This window comes from Delftia tsuruhatensis NBRC 16741, assembly GCF_001571325.1.
GTDB classification, from domain to species: Bacteria; Pseudomonadota; Gammaproteobacteria; order Burkholderiales; family Burkholderiaceae_C; genus Comamonas; species Comamonas tsuruhatensis.
The window spans coordinates 92815-114403 of record NZ_BCTO01000021.1; the positions used below are offsets into that span (position 1 = coordinate 92815).

The following is a 21589-nucleotide window of genomic DNA, read 5'->3' on the forward strand; positions in this document are numbered from 1 at the left end:
CCCGGCAGCCCGCTCAAGCCACGGCGGCTGGCAGCGGCGTACGGGCAGCGGCCTCGGTACGGCGCAGCCAGTGCTCCGCGTCCAGCAGGCCATGCGCAAGGAACCAGGCCGCGCTGTCCGCCTTGGAGCGGCGCAGCGCCGGATCGGCCAGCGGCAGGCTGACGCGCGCCGCGCGCGCCCAGGCAAAGGCCATGCACAGCGTGCCGACCAGTCGCAAGTAGTCCTCGGCACAACGCGCCAGCAATTGCCTGTCGCCGGCAGCGCCGGTACACAGCTCGCCCGTCAGCGCTTGCATGCGCTCGGCCCAGCTGCGCAGCGCGCCTGCAAAGCCGGTCTCCATGCCCGCGGCGTCGCAGGCATCGGCCTCTTCACGCAGCACCTTCAGCAGGGGCGCCAGCGCGGCACCGCCGCTGGAGGCCACCTTGCGCTGCAGCAGGTCCAGCGCCTGGATCTGGTTCGTGCCTTCGTAGATCATGGCGATGCGGGCATCGCGCAGCGTCTGCTCGATACGGTACTCGTGCACATAGCCGTAGCCGCCGAAGACCTGCAGCGCCTCGCTGGCCAGCGCAAAGCCCCGCTCGGTGAAGAAGGACTTGACCACGGGCGTGAGCAGCGAGGCCAGCGCATGGGACTGGGCGCGCTCCTCGGCATCCGGCGCCTGTTCGGCCAGGTCCAGCTGGTGCGCCACCCAGCCTGCAATGGCGCGCATGCCTTCGGTCCAGACGCGCAGGTCGGCCAGCATGCGCTGCACGGCTGGCTGCAGGGCGATGGGGTCGGCGGGGCCCTGCGCATCGGCAGGCCGGGGCTGGGCGCGCATCTGGCGTCGCTCGGCCGCATAGGCGCGCGCCAGCTGCCAGGCCATCTCGGCATGGCCCAGGCCCTGCAGGCCCACGTGCAGGCGGGCCGAGTTCATCATCACGAACATGGCAGCCAGGCCCTGGTGGGGCTGGCCCACCAGCCAGGCCTGCGCGCCCTCGAAGCGCATGGCGCAGGTGGCGCTGCCCTTGATGCCCATCTTCTTTTCGATGCCATCGCAGTGGATGGCGTTGGGCAGAAAGCTGCCGTCGTCCCGGGGAATGCCGCGCGGCGCCAGGAACAGCGACAGGCCGCGCGTTCCCTCAGGCGCATCGGGCAGGCGCGCCAGCACCAGGTGGACGATGTTCTCGCTCATGTCCTGGTCGCCGCCCGAGATGAAGATCTTGCTGCCGTCCAGGCTATAGCTGCCATCGCCGCGGGGCCGGGCCTGGCTGCGCAGCAGGCCCAGGTCGGAGCCGGCCTGGGGCTCGGTCAGGCACATGGTGGCCAGCCAGCGGCCGCTGACGATGTGCGGCAGGTAGGTGGCGCGCAGGTGCTCGTCGCCATGCGCGTGCAGGCAGGCATAGGCACCGTGCAGGATGCCCGGATACATGGTCCAGCCATGGTTGGCCGAGGCCAGCATTTCGTGCAGCGCGGCGTCCAGCAGCTGGGGCAGGCCCTGGCCGCCAGCGTCGGGGGCGCAGGCCAGTGCGGGCCAGCCTGCCTCCACGAAGGCTGCATAGGCGGCGGGAAAGCCGTCGGGCGTGCGCACCCTGCCCTGCTCCAGGCGGCAGCCTTGCAGGTCGGCCGGGCCGTTGAGCGGGGCCAGCACGTCGGCGCAAAAGCGCCCGGCCGCCTCGACCACCATGTCGGCCGTCTCCTGGTCCAGGGCTTCGTGGGCCGGCATGCGGCGCCAGTCGCCCTCGGCGCCCAGCCAGTGCTGCTGGACGAAGCGGATGTCCTGCAGCGGCGGCTGGTAGTGCGAGCAATGTGATGCCTGCGCGCTCATGCCCGGCCCTCCGTGGCCGCGACCAGGCGGCGGTAGGGACCGATGGCGCTGGCCAGGCACAGCACGGACAGCAGCGCGGCCAGTGCGGACACCAGGCCCAGCGACAGGCCCACGAGCTTTTCGTCATGGAAGACGAAGTCCGTGAAAAAGGCCACGAGGAAGGGACCGAGGCCCAGCCCGATCAGGTTGATCAGCAGCAGGTAGATGGAAGTCACCTGGCCGCGCAGCTGGTTGGGCGTGACCGCCTGCAGGATCGGCGGCGCCAGCGCCACCGGCATGCCCAGAAAGAAGGTGGTGGCCGCCACGGCCACCAGGGCCACCGTGGGCGTGGGCGCAAAGGCCAGCACCAGGCCGGTGATGACGAGCACGCCGGTGGCCACCAGCGAGATGACGATCGACCCCACCTGCTTGCCGCGCGCCGTGAGGTAGTCGGCCAGGAAGCCGCTGAGCAGCATGCCGCCAATGCCGAAGGTCAGGATGATGACGCCGTAGGCCGGGCCGATCTCGCCAGGCGTCCAGCCCCACTGGCGGATGAAGGTGGCCGGCAGCCAGGCCGTGACGCCGAAGGTGATCATGGCCGTGATGCCCGGCGCCAGCAGCAGCGGCAGGAAGGCGCGCTTGTTGCGCAACACATGGGACAGGTCGGGCGCCGGTCCCGCGGGCGCGGCCACTTTGGCGGACGCGGCCCGGGCCTGCAGGCCACGGCGCAGCGGCTCGCGCACGGTGTACATCAGCGCCACCAGCGGAATGCCGGGCAGGGCCACGAAGATGAAGGCCGCCTGCCAGGGCTTGAAGCTGCCCAGCAGCGGGAACACCACCTCGCCGGCCTGGCTGGTGGCCTGGATGACCAGGCCGCCCACGATGAAGGCCGTGGCCGAGCCGATGTACACGCCCGAGGTGTAGATGCTCATGGCGCGTGCGCGGCGCTCGGGCGGGAAATAGTCGGCCAGCATGGAATAGGCCGCCGGCGACAGTGCCGCCTCGCCCACGCCCACGAACATGCGCGCCACGAACAGCGAGACGAAGCCCGTGACATAGCCGCCCGCCGCCGTGGCCACCACCCAGATCGCCATGCCGATGACGATGAGGTTGCGGCGGTTCCAGCGGTCGGCCAGGCGCCCCAGGAAGATGCCGACGAAGGTGTAGAAGATGGCGAAGGCAAAGCCGTGGACGATGCTGAAGACCCAGTCCGACAGCTGCAGATCTTTCTTGATGGGCTGCACCAGCAGGCCCAGGATCTGGCGGTCCACGAAGGACAGGGTGTAGGCCAGCAGAAGGATGATGGTGACGTAGTAGGCATAGCCGAGTCCGTTCGACTCGGCCGGCGCGGGCGTGGACACGCGGCCCGGCGGGTAAGGCAGGCTCATGGAGACCTCCTGTGGAGGAAGGGAAAGCGGAAAAAAGAAAGCGGGAAAGCGAGTCAGGGCTGCGCATGAAAAGGGCCGGCGCGCCGCGCCAGCCCTTGCGCGGGCATCAGCCGGCGCTGTGCTCGACCAGCATCAGCGCATCGAGCGCCACCACGCCCTGCCCTTCGGGCAGCACGATGACCGGGTTGAGGTCGATCTCGCGGATGGCCGGCGTGCCGCGCAGCACCTGGCCCAGGCGCACGATGAGTTCGGCCAGCGCCTGGCGGTCCAGCGCCGGGGCGCCACGGTAGCCGTGCAGCAGCGGCGCGCCCTGCAGCCGGTCCAGCTCGCGCAGCACCTCGCTGGTGGACAGGTCGGCGTCCAGCAGGCGCGCGTCGCGCATGATCTCGGCCGTCACGCCGCCCAGGCCCGCCAGGATCACGGGACCCCACTGCGGATCGTTGCGCGCGCCGATGATCATCTCCAGGCCACGCCGGCCCATGGCCTCGACCAGCACGCCGTCCAGCGCAATGGCGCTGTCATAGGCGGCCACATTCGCATGCAGCCGGCCCCAGGCCTCGCCCATGGCCTGCGCATCGGCAATGTTCAGGATCACGCCGCCTGCATCGCTCTTGTGGCTGAGGTCGGCCGACTGCGCCTTGAGCGCCACGGGCCAGCCGATCTCCGCCGCAATCGCCACGGCCTGCTCGGCCGAGGTGGCCAGGCGGCCCTTCGCAAACGGCACGCCGACCTGGGCCAGCACGGCCTTGGATTCGTACTCGGGCACCACCGTGCGGCCTGCGGGCAGGGCCAGCGCGACGGGCTGGGCATCGGTGCACTCGAAACTGCGCTGGCTGAAGGCGGTCAGGCGCTGCACGGCGCGCAGGGCACGCTCGGTGCTGGGGAAATACGGCACGCCCAGCGCACGCATCTCGGCGATGAACTCGGCAGGCACGGCCGCGCCCTCGTCCAGGCCCGCCACGATGACGGGCTTGGCCGGCCGCAGCTCGCGCACGGCGCGCAGCACGGGCGGCATCTTGATGCCGCAGGTCACCGGGTCGCCCTGGATCAGGCCGACGATGATGGTGGAAAAGCGCGCATCGCCAAACAGCGCATCCAGCGTGCGGAAATACAGGTCCGGCTCGACCAGGCCCTGGGCCGTGAGGTCCAGCGGGTTGCTCACGCCCACGAAATCGGGCAGCGCAGCCCGCAGCGCGGGCGAGTCGTCGTCGCCGATGGCGGGCAGTGCCAGGCCCAGCTCCTCGGCCCAGTCCAGCGTCAACGCCTTGAAGGCGCCAGACTCGCCCAGCACGGCAACTCCAGCTGCAGCTGCTGCACCGGCTGCACCAGCTGCACCAGCCGATGGCAGCACCGGGCAGCGGATGGCGATCTCGGCGATGTCGCCCAGCTCCTCCAGTGTCTCGGCAAACACAGCGCCTGCGCGTTCCAGCTTGGTGCGCATCAGCGCATAGTCGCCGGCCATGGCGCCGGTGTGCGTGGCGGCCGAGGCGCGCGCCGCGCTGCTCTTGCCCGGATGCAGCAGCACCACCGACTTGCCCAGGCTGCGCGCACGGGCCACGGCGGCCAGAATGCGCCCGGGCTGGCGGAACTGCTCGACGATCATGGCGACCACGCGCGTGGAAGGCTGCTCCAGCAGGAAGTCCACATAGTCCTCGGCATGGCTGGCGGCCTCGTTGCCCGTGGAGATGGCGTGCGACAGCGGCAGCGCGCGGCTGGCCAGCGTGGTGCACAGCACGGTCATCATGGCGCCGCTTTGCGAGACCACGCCAATGGCGGGCCGCGCGGCATCGACCTGCTGCGCGTCGATATTCACTTCGACAAAGGTCAGCGGCACGCGCTGCAGGTAGTTGATGCAGCCCAGGCAGTTGGGACCCTCCACCACCATGCCGGCCTCGGCGGCAATGCGTGCGATCTCGCGCTGCTCGGCCATGCCGCGCTCGCCTGCCTCGGCAAAGCCGGCCGAGAAGATCACCACCGCGCCCACGCGCCGCGCCGCCAGCGCGCGCACCGTGTCCAGCACAAAGGGCTGGGGGATGGCCAGCACGGCCACGTCAACGCCCTCGGGCAGCTGGTCCACCGAAGCCAGGCAGGCCCGGCCGGCGATCTCGCTGCGCTTGGGATTGATCAGGTGGATGTCGCCAGCGAAGCCGTTGCGCTCCAGATTGCCCAGCACCGATGCGCCCAGCGCCCCCGGCGTGGCCGAGGCGCCGACGATGGCGATGGAACGCGGCCTCAGCAGCCTGCCGATGTCGGGCCGCACGGCGGCCGCCATCTCTGTCGTTGTCATTCTTGTCTCCAATGATTAAAGCTGGGAGGCCTACCGCGCGTGGTGGACGCTGCCCAAGCGAGGGACCCCGAGGAAGGGCCTAAGCCGGCCGCGCCGCCCCGCACTGAGGGTGTCGTCCCCCTCCCTCGCGAAGCGAGTTAGAGAGGGGGAAGGCGCGAAGCGCCTCAGGGGGTGACTTGCTTGCTCAAGTCGTAGGTTCCGAGACCTGGCTTGTAGGTCTTGTCGTCCAGGAACTGGCGCATGCCTTCCTTGCGGCCTTCGTTGTCGAAGCTGTTGGCGGCTTCCTGGGCACGCACCAGATAGTCCTCGGCGTTGTCGTAGCTCATGTCGCGCACGCGGCGGATGGCGTCCTTGGTGGCCTTCAGGGCGATGGGGTTCTTCTGCAGCAGGGCCTCGGCCACTTCGGTGACGCGGGCCTGCAGGCGGTCGGCCGGCAGGGATTCGTTGACCAGGCCCCACTCGGCCGCCGTGCGGCCGTCGATGTTCTCGCCGAGCATGGCGTGGTACATGGCGCGGCGAAAGGACAGCAGCTCCACCGCCACCTTGGAGGCGCCGCCGCCGGGCAGGATGCCCCAGTTGATTTCGGACAGGCCGAACTTGGCGTCATCCGAGGCAAAGGCCAGGTCGCAGGCGAACAGCGGGCCGTAGCCGCCGCCGAAGCACCAGCCGTTGACCATGGCGATGGTCGGCTTCTGGAACCAGCGCAGGCGGCGCCACCAGCCATAGCTCTCGCGCTGGGCCTTGCGGGTGCCGGCCAAGCCCGTGGCCTCGGTCTCGCGGAAGTATTCCTTCAGGTCCATGCCGGCAGTCCAGGCCGTGCCCTCACCGGCCAGAACGACCACGCCCACGTCGTCACGGAACTCCAGGTCGTCGAGCACGCGCATCATCTGGCGGTTGAGCTGGGGGCTCATGGCATTGCGCTTTTCGGGGCGGTTGAATTTCACCCAGGCCACGCGGCCTGTGACGGTGCAGGACACGGTCTGTTCTTCGGTACGTTCGGTGCTCATTGCGCTTCCTTGTGCAAAAGGGAAATGGGAGGTTGGACACCGATGCTTCGGATCCATAATCGTTATGATAAATAACTATTATTCGACATAGCAATACAGCGTTTACCCTAGGCCCCGCCTCCACCCAGACCGGTGGCGATGCGAATGCTTCTGCGTCGCGCATGCATGCAATGCGCGGCCCGCGGGGAATTGCGGCAGGCGTTTTGGCCGATCCGGGGGTTCACGCGATACTTGCGGTGTTCAACACAGTCAGGAGAAGAAGAACATGCAAGGCCAGCCAGAAGTCATCGAATGCCTCATAGAGCTGCTGCGCGGCGAACTTTCCGCACGCGACCAGTACTTCATCCACTCGCGCCAGTACGAGGACCAGGGCCTGCTGCGCCTGTTCGAGCGCATCGGCCATGAGATGGAAGAGGAAACCCAGCACGCCGACGCCATCCTGCGCCGCATCCTGTTCCTGGGCGGCCGCCCCGACATGCGCCCGCATGAGTTCACGCCCGGCGAGACCGTCGAAGAGATGCTGCGCAAGGACCTGGCCACCGAATACCGCGTGCGCGACAGCCTGCGCTCGGCCATGGCCCTGTGCGAGCGCCACGGCGACTACAACAGTCGCGACCTGCTGCTGGCCCAGCTGCGCGACACCGAAGAAGACCACGCCTACTGGCTGGAGAAGCAACTGGGCCTGATCGAGAAGATCGGCCTGCCCAACTACCTGCAAAGCAAGATGGGCGAACCGGCCTGAATGAAGCTCCCCCTGAGGCGCTTCGCGCCTTCCCCCTCTCTCGCTTCGCAGGAGGGGGACGACAGCCTCGCGGCGAGGCGGCCCTTGCTCGCTGTCCCTTGTTTTGGCCGCGCCAGTTTTTCAGGCACTTCCCATAAATGAGAGTGGGCTGTTTGCTCCACGATGAAAGCCCGAACCGGCAGCCACGATGAAACGGCAAGCCGGTCGCCCCACGATGAAACAAGAGCCCTCAAGGGCCTGAGAGAAGAGAAAAGAAAAAGGGATGGAAAGCCGCAAGGCCTTCCATCCCTTTTCATTTCCATCGGGTGCGCACCGCCGGGCGGCGGTGCAGCCCGGTGTCAGTCGTCCAGCAGCGACAGGTCGCGCACGGCGCCCTTGTCGGCCGACATCACCAGCTTGGCATAGGCCTTGAGCGCGGCCGAGACCTTGCGCGGGCGCGGCTGGGCGGGCTTCCAGCCCTTGGCATCCTGCTCGGCGCGGCGGCGGGCCAGTTCCTCGTCGGAGACCAGCACGTTGATGCTGCGGTTGGGAATGTCGATGCGGATGCGGTCGCCGTTCTTCACCAGACCGATGGCGCCGCCAGCGGCAGCTTCGGGAGAGCAGTGGCCGATGGACAGGCCCGAGGTGCCGCCCGAGAAGCGCCCGTCCGTCAGCAGCGCGCAGGCCTTGCCCAGGCCCTTGGACTTGATGTAGCTGGTCGGGTACAGCATTTCCTGCATGCCGGGGCCGCCCTTGGGGCCTTCGTAGCGCACGATGACGATGTCACCGGCCTTGACCTTGTCGTCCAGGATGTTCTGCACGGCCTCGTCCTGCGACTCGGTCACGTGGGCCGTGCCCTCGAACACATGGATGCTTTCGTCCACGCCGGCCGACTTGACCACGCAGCCGTCCAGGGCGATGTTGCCCGTCAGCACGGCCAGGCCGCCCTCCTTGGAGAAGGCGTGCTCGTAGGACCGGATGCAGCCTTCTGCACGGTCCAGGTCCAGGCTGGGCCAGCGCGTGTTCTGGCTGAAGGCCACCTGGGTGGGGATGCCGGCCGGTCCTGCCAGGTAGAAGTGCCGCACGGCTTCGTCCTGGGTGGTGGTGATGTCCCACTGCGCCAGGCCTTCGCCCAGGGTCTTGGCGTGCACGGTGGGCACGTCGGTGTGCAGCTTTCCGGCGCGAGCCAGCTCGCCCAGGATGGCGAAGATGCCGCCGGCGCGGTGCACATCCTCGATGTGGTACTTCTGCGTGTTGGGCGCGACCTTGCACAGCTGGGGCACCTGGCGCGAGAGGCGGTCGATGTCGGCCATGGTGAAGTCGATCTCGGCTTCACGGGCAATGGCCAGCAGGTGCAGGATGGTGTTGGTGGAGCCGCCCATGGCGATGTCCAGCGTCATCGCGTTCTCGAAGGCCTTGAAGCCCACCGAGCGCGGCAGCACGGATGCGTCTTCCTGCTCGTAGTACTCGCGGGCCAGCTCGACGATGCGGCGGCCGGCGCGCTTGAACAGTTCCTCGCGGTCGGCATGCGTGGCCAGCACCGTGCCGTTGCCGGGCAGGGACAGGCCCAGGGCTTCGGTCAGGCAGTTCATGGAGTTGGCGGTGAACATGCCCGAGCAGGAACCGCAGGTGGGGCAGGCCGAGCGCTCGACCTGGGCGACCTGCTCGTCGGTGTAGTTGGAGTCGGCCGCGATCACCATGGCATCGACCAGGTCCAGCTTCTTGAACTCCAGCGTGTGCGTGGTGGGATTGGCCAGCTTGGTCTTGCCCGCTTCCATGGGGCCGCCCGAGACGAAGATCACGGGAATGTTCAGCCGCATGGCGGCCATCAGCATGCCGGGGGTGATCTTGTCGCAGTTGGAGATGCACACCAGCGCGTCGGCGCAGTGGGCGTTGACCATGTACTCCACCGAGTCCGCGATGATGTCGCGGCTGGGCAGCGAGTACAGCATGCCGTCGTGGCCCATGGCGATGCCGTCGTCCACGGCGATGGTGTTGAATTCCTTGGCCACGCCGCCTGCGGCCTCGATCTCGCGCGCCACCAGCTGGCCCAGGTCCTTGAGGTGGACGTGGCCGGGCACGAACTGCGTGAAGGAATTGGCGATGGCGATGATGGGCTTGTCGAAGTCGCCATCCTTCATGCCGGTGGCACGCCACAGGGCGCGCGCACCAGCCATGTTGCGGCCGCCGGTGGAAGTCTTGGAACGGTATGCGGGCATGGGCAATCCAGTTGTCTGTCGTCTCGGTCCGTCCCTGGTCCTGTGGGGAAGGCCAGGGTCTGGGCGAAGATTATGGCGCAGCACCCGCCGCACCGCTGGGGCGCAGGAATGCCCCGGCCGGCGTGGACCGCCCCTTTGCAGACCCCAGGCATCGCCTGCGGCGAAGCCTGCTGCGCAATTCAGATCCGATCAGCGGCGCGAACGCGTGCCCGTGCCCATGGCTTCCTTGTTCTTTTCGATGCGCTTCAGGCGCCGCTGCTCGATCTTGTCGGCCGCGCGCCGCTTGGTGTAGCCCGACATGTCCGCCCAGGCCCACCAGGCCGCCGTCAAGCCATAGGCGCCCAGGATGACGTACCACGACCAGGTGGCGACAGGTTCGATATCGGCCAGCTTGAGCAGGGTGAGCAGGACCGCAATTCCCAACAGATACATCACTTCTCCTTCGCCACAAAGCGCTTCACACGAGGTAACGCATCACGCATGCGCGCCCACTACAATGGTTCGCATAATTATTCCCGACAACACCCCAGGAACTCATGATGAAGCAGACATTGATTGCATTTGCCCTGACCGTCGCCGCCGTGGCCCCCGCCATGGCCGACCAGGCACTTGCCACCTCCAAGAACTGCATGGCATGCCACGCAGTGGACAAGAAGCTGGTGGGCCCCTCCTACAAGGATGTGGCCGCCAAGTACGCCGGCCAGAAGGACGCCGTGGACAAGCTGGCAGGCAAGATCATGAAGGGCGGCAGCGGCGTCTGGGGCCCGGTTCCCATGCCCGCCAACCCCCAGGTCAACGAAGCCGATGCCAAGAAGCTGGCCGCCTGGGTGATGTCGCTGAAGTAGGCTCCGCCTTTCCTTCGGGGCCCCGCCTCAGGGCCCGCAAAAAAAAACCGCGCAACGCAAGTCGCGCGGTTTTTTCATGGTCCGCCGGTGAATCCGGGCCCGGCCCCCTTACCTGTAGTCCGCAGCGCCCGTGCCGGGCTGCTGGTGCAGGCGTACCTGCTGCTCCAGCTGCCCCACATAGGCGGCCGTGCTGTTGTCCGACTCCTGGGCGCGCTGCACCAGATGGGCCTCCAGCGCATCCAGCCGCGCCATCAGCACCTCCTTGTCACGCGCATGCAGGTCTTCCAGCACGGTGCGCAGCTCGGTGAAGCGCGAGGCCTCGGCCTTGTCGGCCAGGTCGCGCTGGGCCTGCATTTCCTTGGCGTGTCGGCGCGCCTCCATCAGCACCGAGCCCTGCAGCCACAGCACATAGGCGACGAAGAACACGCCCAGCAGGCAGGTCAGCGCCAGCATCAGCACGCCCAGCGGCGCCTGGACATCGGTGACGCCCAGCGACACGACGGATGGCGCGGCCAGCGTGTTCCAGTTGAATGCCGCCAGCAACGCGATCAGGGCCACGGTGATCAGCAGCGACAAGGTTCTCAGATTCATGGTGAAAGGCCTCCCTCGGCAGTGGTGAAAGCAACAGCTTCGGTTGTACCGCAACCATCATGCCTGAGCTGTCGGCCCACACAAAATAGGACTGCAAGACAGGGCGCCGCCCGCAGTCCGGCCAAGAAAAAACCGGAGCCAGGGCTCCGATTCTTCATGGCGGTCGTGTCGGACCTCAGTTCGTCTCGGCCAGCTGGTCGAGGATGGCCGGGTTCTCCAGCGTGCTCGTGTCCTGGGTGATGGCCTCGCCCTTGGCAATCGAGCGCAGCAGGCGGCGCATGATCTTGCCGCTGCGCGTCTTGGGCAGGTTGTCGCCGAAGCGGATGTCCTTGGGCTTGGCGATGGGGCCGATTTCCTTGGCCACCCAGTCGCGCAGCTCCTTGGCGATCTGCTTGGCTTCCTCGCCCGTGGGGCGTGCCCGCTTCAGCACCACGAAGGCGCAGATGGCCTCGCCGGTCAGATCGTCGGGGCGGCCCACGACGGCGGCCTCGGCCACCAGATCCGTCTTGGCGACCAGGGCCGATTCGATCTCCATCGTGCCCATGCGGTGGCCGGAGACATTGAGCACGTCGTCGATGCGGCCGGTGATGCGGAAGTAGCCCCGGTCCTCGCTGCGCACGGCGCCGTCGCCTGCCAGATAGGTCTGCCCGCCGAGTTCGGCCGGGAAATAGCTCTTCTTGAAGCGCTCGGGGTCGCCCCAGATGGTGCGGATCATGCTGGGCCAGGGCTTGGTGACCACCAGCAGGCCGCCTGCGCCGTTGGGCAGTTCGTGGCCGGTCTCGTCGACGATGGCGGCCATGATGCCCGGCAGCGGCAGCGTGCACGAACCCGGCACCAGCGGCGTGGCACCCGGCATGGGGGCGATCACGTGGCCCCCGTTTTCGGTCTGCCAGAAGGTGTCCACGATGGGGCAGCGCTCGCCGCCCACATGCTTGTGGTACCACATCCAAGCCTCGGGATTGATGGGCTCGCCCACGCTGCCCAGCAGGCGCAGGCTGGACAGGTTCCAGTTCTTCGGATGCACGGCGGCATCGCTGTCGGCGGCCTTGATCAGCGAGCGGATGGCCGTGGGAGCCGTGTAGAAGATGGTGCAGCCGTGGCGCTCGATCATCTGCCAGAAGCGGCCCGCATTGGGGAAGGTGGGCACGCCCTCGAACACGATCTGCGTGGCGCCAGCGGCCAGCGGGCCGTAGGCCACGTAGGTGTGGCCCGTGATCCAGCCGATGTCGGCCGTGCACCAGAACACGTCGCTGGGCTTGAGGTCGAAGGTCCACTCCATGGTCTGCTTGGCCCACAGCACGTAGCCGCCCGTGCAGTGCTGCACGCCCTTGGGCTTGCCGGTGGAGCCGCTGGTGTAGAGGATGAACAGCGGGTGCTCGGAATCCACGGCCACGGGCGCGCACTCCGTGCTCTGGCCGGCCAGGATCTCGCCGAAGGTCTTGTCGCGGCCCGCCGTCATGGCACAGGCCGTGGCCGTGCGCTCGTAGACGAAGACATGGCGCACGGCCTCGCAGCCGCCCAGCGCCAGCGCGTCGTCCACGATGGCCTTGAGCGGCAGTTCCTTGCCGCCGCGCATCTGGTAGTTGGCGGTGATCACCGCCACGGCGCCCACGTCGACGATGCGTTCCTGCACCGCCTTGGCCGAGAAGCCGCCGAACACCACGCTGTGCGTGGCGCCGATGCGCGCGCAGGCCTGCATGGCCACCACGCCCTCGATGGTCATGGGCATGTAGATCAGGACACGGTCACCCTTTTGCACGCCCTGGGCCTTGAGCGCGTTGGCGAACTGCGAGACGCGCTCCAGCAGCTCGCGGTAGCTGACCTTGGTGACCTCGCCGCCATCGGCCTCGAAGATGATGGCCGTCTTGTGCTCGACGGCCGTGCCCATGTGCTTGTCCAGGCAGTTGGCGCTGGCATTGAGTTCGCCATCGGCAAACCAGCGGAAGAAGGGGGGATTGCTGTCGTCCAGCACCTGGGTGAAGGGCTTGGACCAGACCACGTTCTCGCGCGCCAGGCGGGCCCAGAAGCCCTGGTAGTCGTTCTCTGCCTCGGCGCACAGCGCCTTGTACTGCTCCATGCCGGAGATGCGGGCCTTGGCGGCAAAGTCTGCCGGCGGCGGGAAGACCCGGTTCTCCACCAGTACCGATTCAATGGGGGATGCTGTTGCGGTGCTCATGCTTGCTTGTCTCCTGGGCTGGCCAAATAAAAATTGTGGTGTGACTGTCGGGGGCCGGTCTTACATGCCACTGACTGAAACACCCTTGGGCGCGTCTACCTGGGGATTCCCCGCAGTTCCTGGCTGTCACCGGCAATGGCCTGTTTCGCCGCTAAAATCGCGCGCCCGTTTTCCACGGCCATTGTCCCCTCCCATCCACGCCCCCACGCAAGACAAGCGCGACCGACCACCATGGCCCGCCAGCAAAACTCCAACCGAGCCCCCGGCTCCCCCCTGCGTCCCCTGCCCTCCCTGATCTTCGCCAGCCGCTGGCTGCAGCTGCCGCTGTACCTGGGCCTGATCGCCGCCCAGGGCGTCTATGTCTGGCACTTCCTGCTGGAGCTGTGGCACCTGATCGAGGCCGCCTTCGGCAACCAGGAAGCGCTGCAGGCGCTGATCACCAGCATCGGCTACAAGCACGATGCGCCCATCGGCGCGCTCAACGAAACCATCATCATGCTGGTGGTGCTGGCGCTGATCGACGTGGTGATGATCTCCAACCTGCTGATCATGGTCATCGTGGGCGGCTACGAAACCTTCGTCAGCCGCCTGGGCCTGGACAGCCACCCGGACCAGCCCGAGTGGCTGGGCCATGTGAACGCCTCCATCCTCAAGGTGAAGCTAGCCCTGTCCATCATCGGCATCAGCTCCATCCACCTGCTCAAGACCTTCATCAACGCAGGCAGCTACGACGTCAAGGTGCTGATGTGGCAGACCATCATCCACGTCACCTTCCTGGCCAGCGCCCTGGCCATCGCCTACACCGACAAGCTGATCAACAGCACGGCCGGCAACCACTGAGCCGGCGGCATCCCACACCGAAGCCCCGCAGCGCCAGCCGCTGCGGGGCTTTTTTCATTTCACCATGACTCCAGCACCGAACTTCGCTGGACTACGCCGAAGCCCGATACAGCAGGTTTATCAATAACTTAGGCGAGTTCAACATATGCCGGTGCTTTCCGAAACCTGACCTGGCTTCCCCTCTGCTGGCCCCTACAAGGCTCCTGGGAATCGGGTCTTTTCCGAGGAGTCATCATGGCGAAAATCAAGCTCACCAAGTCCGCAGTCGATGCGGCACAACCCCAAGCGCAGGCCATCGAACTCCGGGACACGCTGGTGCCCGGCTTCCTGTGCAAGGTTACACCAGCGGGCCGCAAGGTGTTCATGCTCCAGTACCGCACGAACGCTGGCGAGCGACGCAAGCCCGCCCTGGGCTTGTATGGGGAACTGACGGTCGAACAGGCCCGCTCGCTGGCCCAAGAATGGCTGGCCGAGGTTCGCCGAGGCGGCGACCCCAGCGCGGCCAAGGCCGCCGCCCGTTCAGCCCCCACGGTCAAGGAGCTGTGCACCAAGTTCATGGAGGACTACTCCAAGCAGCGCAACAAGCCCAGCACCCAGCGCGGGTATCAGGCCGTCATCGACCGCTGCATCGTTCCGATGCTGGGCCGTTTGAAGGTGCAGGACGTGAAGCGGCCGGACGTGGCCACAGCGATGAAGAAGATGGCCCACAAGCCCGCCGAGGCCAACCGTGCTTTCAGCGTGATGCGCAAGATGTTCAACCTGGCCGAGGTGTGGGGCCACCGGCCGGACGGCACCAACCCCTGCCGCCACGTCCCGATGTACCCCAACGGCAAGGCCACCCACCTCATCAGCGACGAGGACATGGGCAAGCTGTTTCGGCGACTGGAGCACATCGAGGCCGAGGGCCTGGAGAACTACGTCATCCCGCTGGCGATCCGCCTGCAATTCGAGTTCGCCGGCCGCCGCTCCGAAATCGTGACGCTCCAATGGGATTGGGTGGACCTGGACAACCGCCGTGTGATCTGGCCCGACAGCAAGACCGGCGGCATGTCCAAGCCCATGAGCGAGGTAGCCTATCGGCTGCTCGCGACGGCGCCGCGGCCGGAAGGCATTCCCTACGTGCTCCCGTCCCCGAGCCATCCGGGCAAGCATCTGACCACGGGCGAGTATTACAACGGCTGGAGCCGCGCCCTCAAGGCGGCGGGCGCCACGCACGTCGGCACGCACGGTATCCGCCACCGCTCGGCGACCGACATTGCCAACTCGGGCATCCCGGTCAAGGTCGGCATGGCGCTGACGGCGCACAAGACCGTGGCGATGTTCATGCGCTACGTCCATACCGAGGATGATCCCGTGCGAAAGGCCGCCGAACTGGTGGCGAACCGGCGCAAGACGATTACTGAGGCGCAACGTCCCGCAGAGGTAGCAGCATGACCAGGAAGACGCATGCGGCGGTGCTAGCCGCACCCGCTGCTTTGCCTGCCGGCTACGCCGGCATCCACAGCGGCATCGTGGATCTGCTTGACGCTGCGCGCCAGGCGGCGGCGCGCAGCGTCAATGCACTGATGACGGCGAGCTATTGGGAGATTGGTCGCCGCATCGTGGAGGCTGAGCAACAGGGCAAGCGGCGTGCGGGTTATGGTGAGCAGTTGATGGAGCGACTGTCCAGCGACCTCACACGGCAGTTCGGCCGCGGGTTCAGTCGCCAGAACCTGCAGCAGATGCGATCGTTCTTTCTGACCCGGCCAATTCGCCAGACAGTGTCTGGCAAATCTTCCCCGAAGCCCATGCGGCCGTGGCGGCTTGACGAGCTGGCACAGGTCTTCACGCTGCCTTGGTCGGCCTACGTGCGGCTGCTGTCGGTCAAGGACGAGCATGCGCGCCAGTTCTATGAAGCTGAGGCCCTGCGCGGCGGATGGAGCGTGCGCCAATTGGATCGGCAGATCGGCAGCCAGTTCTACGAGCGCACGGCGCTGTCGAAAAACAAGGCGGCGATGCTGGCCAAGGGCGCGGTGGCCAAGCCCGAGGATTCCGTCGCGCCCGGCGATGCCATCAAAGACCCGTATGTGCTGGAGTTCCTCGACCTCAAGGACGAGTATTCGGAATCCGATCTGGAAGACGCCTTGATCCGGCGGCTGGAAGACTTCCTGCTGGAGCTGGGAGAGGGATTCACCTTCATCGGGCGGCAGCGCCGGTTGCGTATCGACCAGACCTGGTATCGGGTGGACTTGCTGCTGTTCCATCGCCGGCTGCGCTGCCTGGTCATCGTCGACCTGAAGCTGGGCAGCCTGAGCCATGCGGACGTGGGCCAGATGCACATGTACTGCAACTACGCCAAGGAGCACTGGGCCTACCCCGAGGAGAACCCGCCCGTGGGCCTGATCCTGTGCGCCGACAAAGGCCATGCGCTGGCAAGGTACGCGCTGGAGGGCTTGCCCACCAAGGTGATGGCGGCGAACTACCGCATGGTGCTACCGGATGCCGAGCTGCTGCAGCAAAAGCTGGAGAGCACGCGGCTTTTGCTCGAATCTCGCGCGGCACTTTCCCACAAAGAACGCAAGCCATAGCTGAGCGTCCTCGCGTTCCTCCGTCGGGCTTCGCTGGTTGCGTCCGAGCCTCGTGCCGAGTCACGGCCATTCGCCTTGATTCCTGACGCCTCCGGCCCTTGCCGAACCGCATGCGTTGCCCCAAGTAAGCAAAAGTAATGTACGATTGACGTACATCGTCAATTCTCTCGCGCCAACGCTGATGAATCACGGGAAGCGAGGGGGCGATAGCCTGTTCATTTTGAGGTCAATATGACTGCGGCAGTCCATCAACCGGGTGAAGTTCTCGCACAAAGGCTGGAAGCCATTGGCGTGTCACCGACTGAGTTGGCGCGCCAGCTTAGCGTCCCCGCCAATAGGATTACTCAGATCATCAATGGCAAGCGAGGGATTACTGGCGATTCAGCGTTGCGGCTTGCCCACTGGTTCGGGGACACCCCGCAATTCTGGATGAGCCTGCAAGTGCAATCCGACCTTGAACTGGCGGAAGCTGAGTCGGGGCTAGCCATCAGAGCGCTCCCTACTGGTCCGGTCGTTCGCGGCCATAAGGCCCACAAGCAGGTGAAGACTGCATAGGAAAGGACTTATGACGGGGGAGAACAAAACCTTATCTCACGGTGGTGGGTGTGTTTGTAAGGAGAGCATCGCGTGACCGATGCCGCTACAGACATCACGTTCCACTATCCGCCGGAGCTGTTCAATCTCCTGGTGGATGTTGTCCCATTGCTCAACCGATCCAAACAAGATGTGCTTGTCTTCTTTCGTGGCGCAGGTGTGTCTGACACCACGACTGCGGACATAGCCGCTCATTTGAGAAGCGCGCCAAAGGACGTCAACAAGTACCAAATGGTGCGCACCGTGCTGGAGCGCCTCAACGCGAAGGGGGAAGCCGCTCTTCGCGAGCGACGTGAGGTGCTGCGGCGTGTCGTGGACTTTGCAAACTTCGATTCGTGCTGGCCCGACGATCAGCTCAAGGCCAAGGGCCTTGTCGCCAGCATCCGTGAAGTCGTCAATCAGAAGGATGCCTTCACACGAATGAACAACGCTCGTGAAGAAGAACGGCGAGCGCGCCTCGCTGAGACGCAGCGAATCGCTGCGGAGAAGCGCGAGCGCACTTCCAGGATCGAGAATGCCAAGCAGGGTTTGTATGCGCTGTTTGGTACTTCAGCGACGGCACAGGAACGCGGCAAGATGCTGGAGACCGCTCTCAACAATCTCTTCCAAGCCTATGGCGTTCTCATTCACAAAGCCTTCCATTTGGTCGGCAATGCTGGGGAGGGGATCGTTGAGCAGATCGACGGCGTGATTGAGCTTGGTAGCACCTTGTACTTCGTTGAAATGAAGTGGTATCGCAACCCGGTGGGAAAACCCGAGATATCAGAGCATCTTGTTCGTCTCATGTCGCGCGCAGAGGTTCGAGGCATTTTCATCTCTGCCAGTGACTACACCGATCCCGCGTTTCACACGGTACGTGAGTTCCTGCAACACAAGGTCTTGATTCTTTCGACTCTGCAAGAGCTGGTGCATCTACTCGAACAACAGGACGACCTCGCAGAGTTCTTCACGAAAAAAGTCCAGGCGGCGCAGATACACAAGAACCCGTACTTCCGTCCTCATGATGGCCAAGGAGAAGGTGCGTTATGACGGCGAGTTGGAAAAACATCAACAAGCCGTCGAGTCCCACGACCGCGGTCACCGCAGCGCAGGTGGCGAACGGTCCCGTCATTCCACCACAGCAAAGGCTGTTGACCTACTCGCCAGACGAGTGGGAAGGCTTCGTCGAAGAGTGGGCCTACTACTGTCTCCCGGCGAAGTACAAACATGTCCAACGCTTCTCGGGTGCTGGCGACATGGGAATTGACATTGCCGGATTCGCCGACGACAAGCGCCTCAAGGGTGTATGGGATAACTACCAGTGCAAGCACTATGACCACGCCCTTAGGCCCGGCGATGTCTGGGTTGAGTTCGGCAAGGTCATCTGGTACTCGTACAGCGGTGAGTACGCCGCACCCCGTCATTACTACTTTGTTGCCCCCCGAGGCGCGGGCACATCGCTCAGTCGCCTGTTGGCGAACGCTGCGAAGCTGCGCGAAGAGCTGATTGCCAACTGGGACAAGCACGTAAAGGACGAGATCACGGGCACACAAGCGGTGCCGCTCGATGCAACGCTCCGCGCCTATGTGGATGCCTTCGACTTCTCTATCTTCGACGCCAAGACAGCGCTCCAACTTGTTGACGATCACCGCGCCACGCCGGTTCATACAGCGCGCTTTGGCGGTGGGTTACCAGCGCGGCCTGCTTCCGAAAAGCCGCCCCAGGAAGTCGCCGCCACCGAGAGCCGTTATGTGACGCAATTGCTCGGCGCATATGGCGAGCACACGGGGTCGATCGTGACCCATCCCTCGGCCCTGTCCGTACCAAAGCTCAAGGATCATTTCCGTCGCCAGCGCGAAGCGTTCTATGAGGCGGAGTCGCTGCGCGTCTTTGCCCGCGATAGTGTGCCGCCTGGCACCTTTGAATCCTTGCTCGATGACATCCACGGCGGCGTCATCGACACGCACGACGCGAACCATGCTGATGGCTACGAAAAGGTCTGTGCCGTCACCAAGGCTGCTCGCGATATGCAAATCACGGCGAACGCCCTCATCACCTGTACGAACCCCAAAGATAGAGATGGAATCTGCCATCAACTCGCGAATGAGGATCGCCTGCGGTGGACACGATCATGAGCCTGGAACGCAAGCCGATCACATTCAATGGGCCGCTTGAGGCCGGTATCCGCGCGGTGTCAATTCTGGCAGCCGCCTTTCCGCAGACCTACGACCTTCAGCGACTTGTCGCCCTTGACTACCTTCTTGTCCACACAGGCGATATCAACGGCCCGGACAATTTGCATCCACCGACGCCGATGCACTCGGCTGAATTGCTGGTGCGCCGCAAGCTGGTCGAGCAATCGCTACTTCTCATGATGACCCGAGATCTCGTAGAGCGCGAAGTCACACCCGATGGCATTAAATATGGTGCGGGCGAAAGCGCTGAAACGTTCCTTTCGTCAGTTTCGTCGAGCTATCTGTTGGCCCTGAAGGATCGAGCCACCTGGCTTGTCGAAACCCTCGGCGGCCTCACTGACGAACAATTCAAGGGTGTCATGCGCCGCTTCTTTGACAAGTGGGTCGAGGAATTCCAACAGGTCGAGCGGAGCTTGGGGGGCGAAAAAGCATGACGGCCGCTACTCCCGGCATCCGCTTGCGATTTCTCGGCTTTTTCGGCCCGCAGAAGCCGCCCGCAACCGTGACTTTCGGCCCCGGTCTGAATGTCATATATGGCGCATCGAACACTGGAAAATCTTTCATCGTCGAAGCCATCGACTTCATGCTCGGCGGCAAGCCGCCCTTGCGCGACATTCCTGAGCGTGTCGGTTACGACCTCATTCTTCTGGGTCTTGAGACGCTGGACGGGAAGGCCTTCACGCTCTGGCGCAGCATGGACGGTGGTGGATTTCGACTCTACGAAGACTTACATCAGACGCCACCTGCGGCCGATGTTCGGTACAAGCAGCTTGATGAACAGCACAGCGACAAGAATGACGAAAACCTGTCTTCGTTCTTGTTGGGCTTGTGCGGCCTTGGTGGCAAGCGTGTCCGCAGGAACTCCAAGAACGAAACCAACAGCCTGAGCTTTCGCAATATTGCGCGCCTGATGATCGTCAACGAGACGGAGATCACACAACAAAGCTCACCGCTCTTTGACGGCAATCCCATCGCCAACACGCCGAATCTCGCAACGTTCAAGTTGCTTTTGACTGGCACGGATGACTCTGCGCTGGTCGCCAGCAATAAGCGTGAGCCAGAGGAACTGTCGCGTGAGGCGCAACTGAAACTTCTTGACCAACTGCTCGACGATTACCGTGAGCGGCTCAAGGAATTGACCAAGAGTCCGAAGGAGTTGGAGGAGCAGCTAGAGAAGATTGATGCCTCGCTCCGTCAGCAGGCAGTCCAGGTAAATACCACTGAAGCCGAATTTCAGGAGGCCGCTGGGAAGCGGCGCGAACTGCGCAAGAAGCTGGAAGAAAGCCGTGAGCGACGTGCAGAGGTCGGGGCGATGCTTGAGCGGTTCAGCCTTCTCGATAAGCACTACGCATCCGATATCGAACGGCTGCGCGCTATCGAGGAAGGCGGAACCTTATTCAACGTACTGGGCTCCGGGTACTGCCCCCTCTGCGGTGCGGAGCCCACACATCACCGCACCGACGCTGAATGCAATGGAGACATTGACGCCGTTGTTCAGGCAGCACGACAGGAGATTTACAAAATCGAGGTCTTGCGCGCTGAGCTTGCAGCGACTGTGCATAGCCTTGAACGCGAGAGCGGCAACTTTGACCGCAAGATGCCCAACGTAGTCCAAGAACTGGCATCAATCTCTTCGGCGGTTGAAGAGCTGATCGCACCAAAGCTTTCAACCCTTCGAAAATCCTATTCCGATTTTGCCGACAAGCGCGCCGAGGTGCGCGAGGCGCTGGGACTCTATGCCACGGTGCAAGATATGGAACGACGCCGCGCCGATCTTGAGAAGGGCGCCGACGATGAGAAGGCCGGAACTCTCACCAACGCTGACATCCCCACTACCGTAGCTCATGGCTTTGCCAAGACTGTCGAGAGCATCCTGACGGGCTGGCATTTCCCCGAGGCCGGAGATGTGTACTTCGACTCCAAAACGCGCGATCTTGTCATTGCGGGGAAGTCTCGCAGCGCGTTCGGCAAGGGCCTTCGTGCCATTACACATGCGGCATTCACTCTCGGGTTGTTCGCCTTCTGCCGCGCGCGTCAGACGCCGCACACAGGATTTGTCGTTCTCGACTCTCCCTTGCTTGCGTATCGAGAACCCGATGGAACAGAAGATGATTTGACCGGCACGGACCTTCAGGAGAAGTTCTACGCCTACCTTGAAGCATTGCCCAACGACACACAGGTCATCGTGGTCGAGAACACCGACCCGCCTGATTCGATCATGAAACGCGAGCAATCACTGATGTTCGGTAAGAACCCTCATCATGGTCGGTACGGTTTGTTCCCGCATGCAACGAGCCCTGCACCGTAAGTAATTCGGGGCGCCATGTTTCTGTGCGTCCCCGCGTCGCGGGCCGGGCTTCTCCAGGTTCGCTTTCCGCTCATCCCTAAAGGGACTGG

General features: G+C 64.7%; 18 protein-coding genes. 10 read left to right on the plus strand and 8 right to left on the minus strand.

The window, feature by feature from the left end:
- Positions 1 to 13 precede the first annotated feature (13 nt).
- The 4 genes from DTS01S_RS09895 to DTS01S_RS09910 all read right to left on the minus strand — a co-directional run bounded on the left by DTS01S_RS09895 (position 14) and on the right by DTS01S_RS09910 (position 6465).
- Positions 14 to 1804: an acyl-CoA dehydrogenase gene (locus DTS01S_RS09895; protein ID WP_017405758.1), complete on the minus strand. Its 1791-nt coding sequence runs from the start codon at positions 1802 to 1804 to the stop codon at positions 14 to 16.
- A complete protein-coding gene (locus DTS01S_RS09900; RefSeq protein ID WP_017405759.1) occupies positions 1801 to 3171 on the minus strand; it encodes an MFS transporter in 1371 nt (456 codons plus the stop codon). Before DTS01S_RS09900 ends, DTS01S_RS09895 begins: the two co-directional genes overlap by 4 nt.
- Positions 3172 to 3277: 106 nt before the next feature.
- The gene (locus tag DTS01S_RS09905) at positions 3278 to 5458 is read right to left on the minus strand and encodes an acetate--CoA ligase family protein (protein WP_061287665.1); all 2181 of its coding nucleotides are present in this window, start codon (positions 5456 to 5458) and stop codon (positions 3278 to 3280) included.
- A 164-nt stretch (positions 5459 to 5622) separates the two neighbouring features.
- Positions 5623 to 6465 carry a p-hydroxycinnamoyl CoA hydratase/lyase gene (locus DTS01S_RS09910; RefSeq protein WP_061287666.1) on the minus strand — a complete coding sequence of 281 codons (843 nt, stop codon included), beginning with the start codon at positions 6463 to 6465 and terminating at the stop codon, positions 5623 to 5625.
- Between the two features lie 265 nt (positions 6466 to 6730).
- On the opposite strand from DTS01S_RS09910, the gene bfr reads away from it, so the two are divergent.
- On the plus strand, positions 6731 to 7207 hold the full coding sequence (gene bfr / locus DTS01S_RS09915) for a bacterioferritin (protein ID WP_016445182.1): 477 nt from the start codon (positions 6731 to 6733) through the stop codon (positions 7205 to 7207).
- 338 nt (positions 7208 to 7545) lie between these two features.
- On the opposite strand, the gene ilvD is transcribed toward bfr, so the two are convergent.
- Both ilvD and DTS01S_RS09925 read right to left on the minus strand, forming a co-directional pair.
- The gene (gene ilvD, locus DTS01S_RS09920) at positions 7546 to 9405 is read right to left on the minus strand and encodes a dihydroxy-acid dehydratase (protein WP_016445181.1); all 1860 of its coding nucleotides are present in this window, start codon (positions 9403 to 9405) and stop codon (positions 7546 to 7548) included.
- A 189-nt stretch (positions 9406 to 9594) separates the two neighbouring features.
- On the minus strand, positions 9595 to 9837 hold the full coding sequence (locus DTS01S_RS09925; protein ID WP_016445180.1) for a TIGR04438 family Trp-rich protein: 243 nt from the start codon (positions 9835 to 9837) through the stop codon (positions 9595 to 9597).
- Between the two features lie 107 nt (positions 9838 to 9944).
- Between DTS01S_RS09925 and DTS01S_RS09930 the strand changes: the two genes are divergently transcribed.
- Positions 9945 to 10250, plus strand: a complete 306-nt coding sequence (locus DTS01S_RS09930; RefSeq protein ID WP_016445179.1) for a c-type cytochrome — start codon at positions 9945 to 9947, stop codon at positions 10248 to 10250.
- 108 nt (positions 10251 to 10358) lie between these two features.
- Here DTS01S_RS09930 and DTS01S_RS09935 read toward each other — a convergent pair whose 3' ends face one another.
- Complete coding sequence (locus DTS01S_RS09935; RefSeq protein ID WP_016445178.1) at positions 10359 to 10841, minus strand: hypothetical protein; 483 nt, start codon at positions 10839 to 10841, stop codon at positions 10359 to 10361.
- 175 nt (positions 10842 to 11016) lie between these two features.
- Complete coding sequence (gene acs, locus DTS01S_RS09940; protein WP_016445177.1) at positions 11017 to 13017, minus strand: acetate--CoA ligase; 2001 nt, start codon at positions 13015 to 13017, stop codon at positions 11017 to 11019.
- 231 nt (positions 13018 to 13248) lie between these two features.
- Between acs and DTS01S_RS09945 the strand changes: the two genes are divergently transcribed.
- From DTS01S_RS09945 to DTS01S_RS09980, 8 genes are all read left to right on the plus strand, one after another.
- The gene (locus DTS01S_RS09945) at positions 13249 to 13857 is read left to right on the plus strand and encodes a TIGR00645 family protein (protein ID WP_016445176.1); all 609 of its coding nucleotides are present in this window, start codon (positions 13249 to 13251) and stop codon (positions 13855 to 13857) included.
- A gap of 234 nt (positions 13858 to 14091) precedes the next feature.
- Entirely contained in the window at positions 14092 to 15291 is a 1200-nt protein-coding gene (locus DTS01S_RS09950; protein WP_035884635.1) for a tyrosine-type recombinase/integrase, read from the plus strand.
- Entirely contained in the window at positions 15288 to 16424 is a 1137-nt protein-coding gene (locus tag DTS01S_RS09955) for a PDDEXK nuclease domain-containing protein (RefSeq protein ID WP_026062901.1), read from the plus strand. The genes DTS01S_RS09950 and DTS01S_RS09955 overlap by 4 nt, the downstream gene beginning before the upstream one ends.
- Before the next feature lie 231 nt (positions 16425 to 16655).
- Positions 16656 to 16979 carry a HigA family addiction module antitoxin gene (locus DTS01S_RS09960; RefSeq protein ID WP_043855156.1) on the plus strand — a complete coding sequence of 108 codons (324 nt, stop codon included), beginning with the start codon at positions 16656 to 16658 and terminating at the stop codon, positions 16977 to 16979.
- A gap of 72 nt (positions 16980 to 17051) precedes the next feature.
- A complete protein-coding gene (locus tag DTS01S_RS09965; RefSeq protein WP_017407438.1) occupies positions 17052 to 18047 on the plus strand; it encodes a restriction endonuclease in 996 nt (331 codons plus the stop codon).
- The gene (locus DTS01S_RS09970) at positions 18044 to 19132 is read left to right on the plus strand and encodes an ABC-three component system protein (RefSeq protein WP_017407439.1); all 1089 of its coding nucleotides are present in this window, start codon (positions 18044 to 18046) and stop codon (positions 19130 to 19132) included. The genes DTS01S_RS09965 and DTS01S_RS09970 overlap by 4 nt, the downstream gene beginning before the upstream one ends.
- A complete protein-coding gene (locus DTS01S_RS09975) occupies positions 19129 to 19626 on the plus strand; it encodes an ABC-three component system middle component 2 (protein ID WP_026062902.1) in 498 nt (165 codons plus the stop codon). Before DTS01S_RS09970 ends, DTS01S_RS09975 begins: the two co-directional genes overlap by 4 nt.
- Positions 19623 to 21500, plus strand: coding sequence for an ATP-binding protein (locus DTS01S_RS09980; protein WP_017407441.1), 1878 nt, complete (start codon positions 19623 to 19625; stop codon positions 21498 to 21500). Before DTS01S_RS09975 ends, DTS01S_RS09980 begins: the two co-directional genes overlap by 4 nt.
- Positions 21501 to 21589 lie beyond the last annotated feature (89 nt).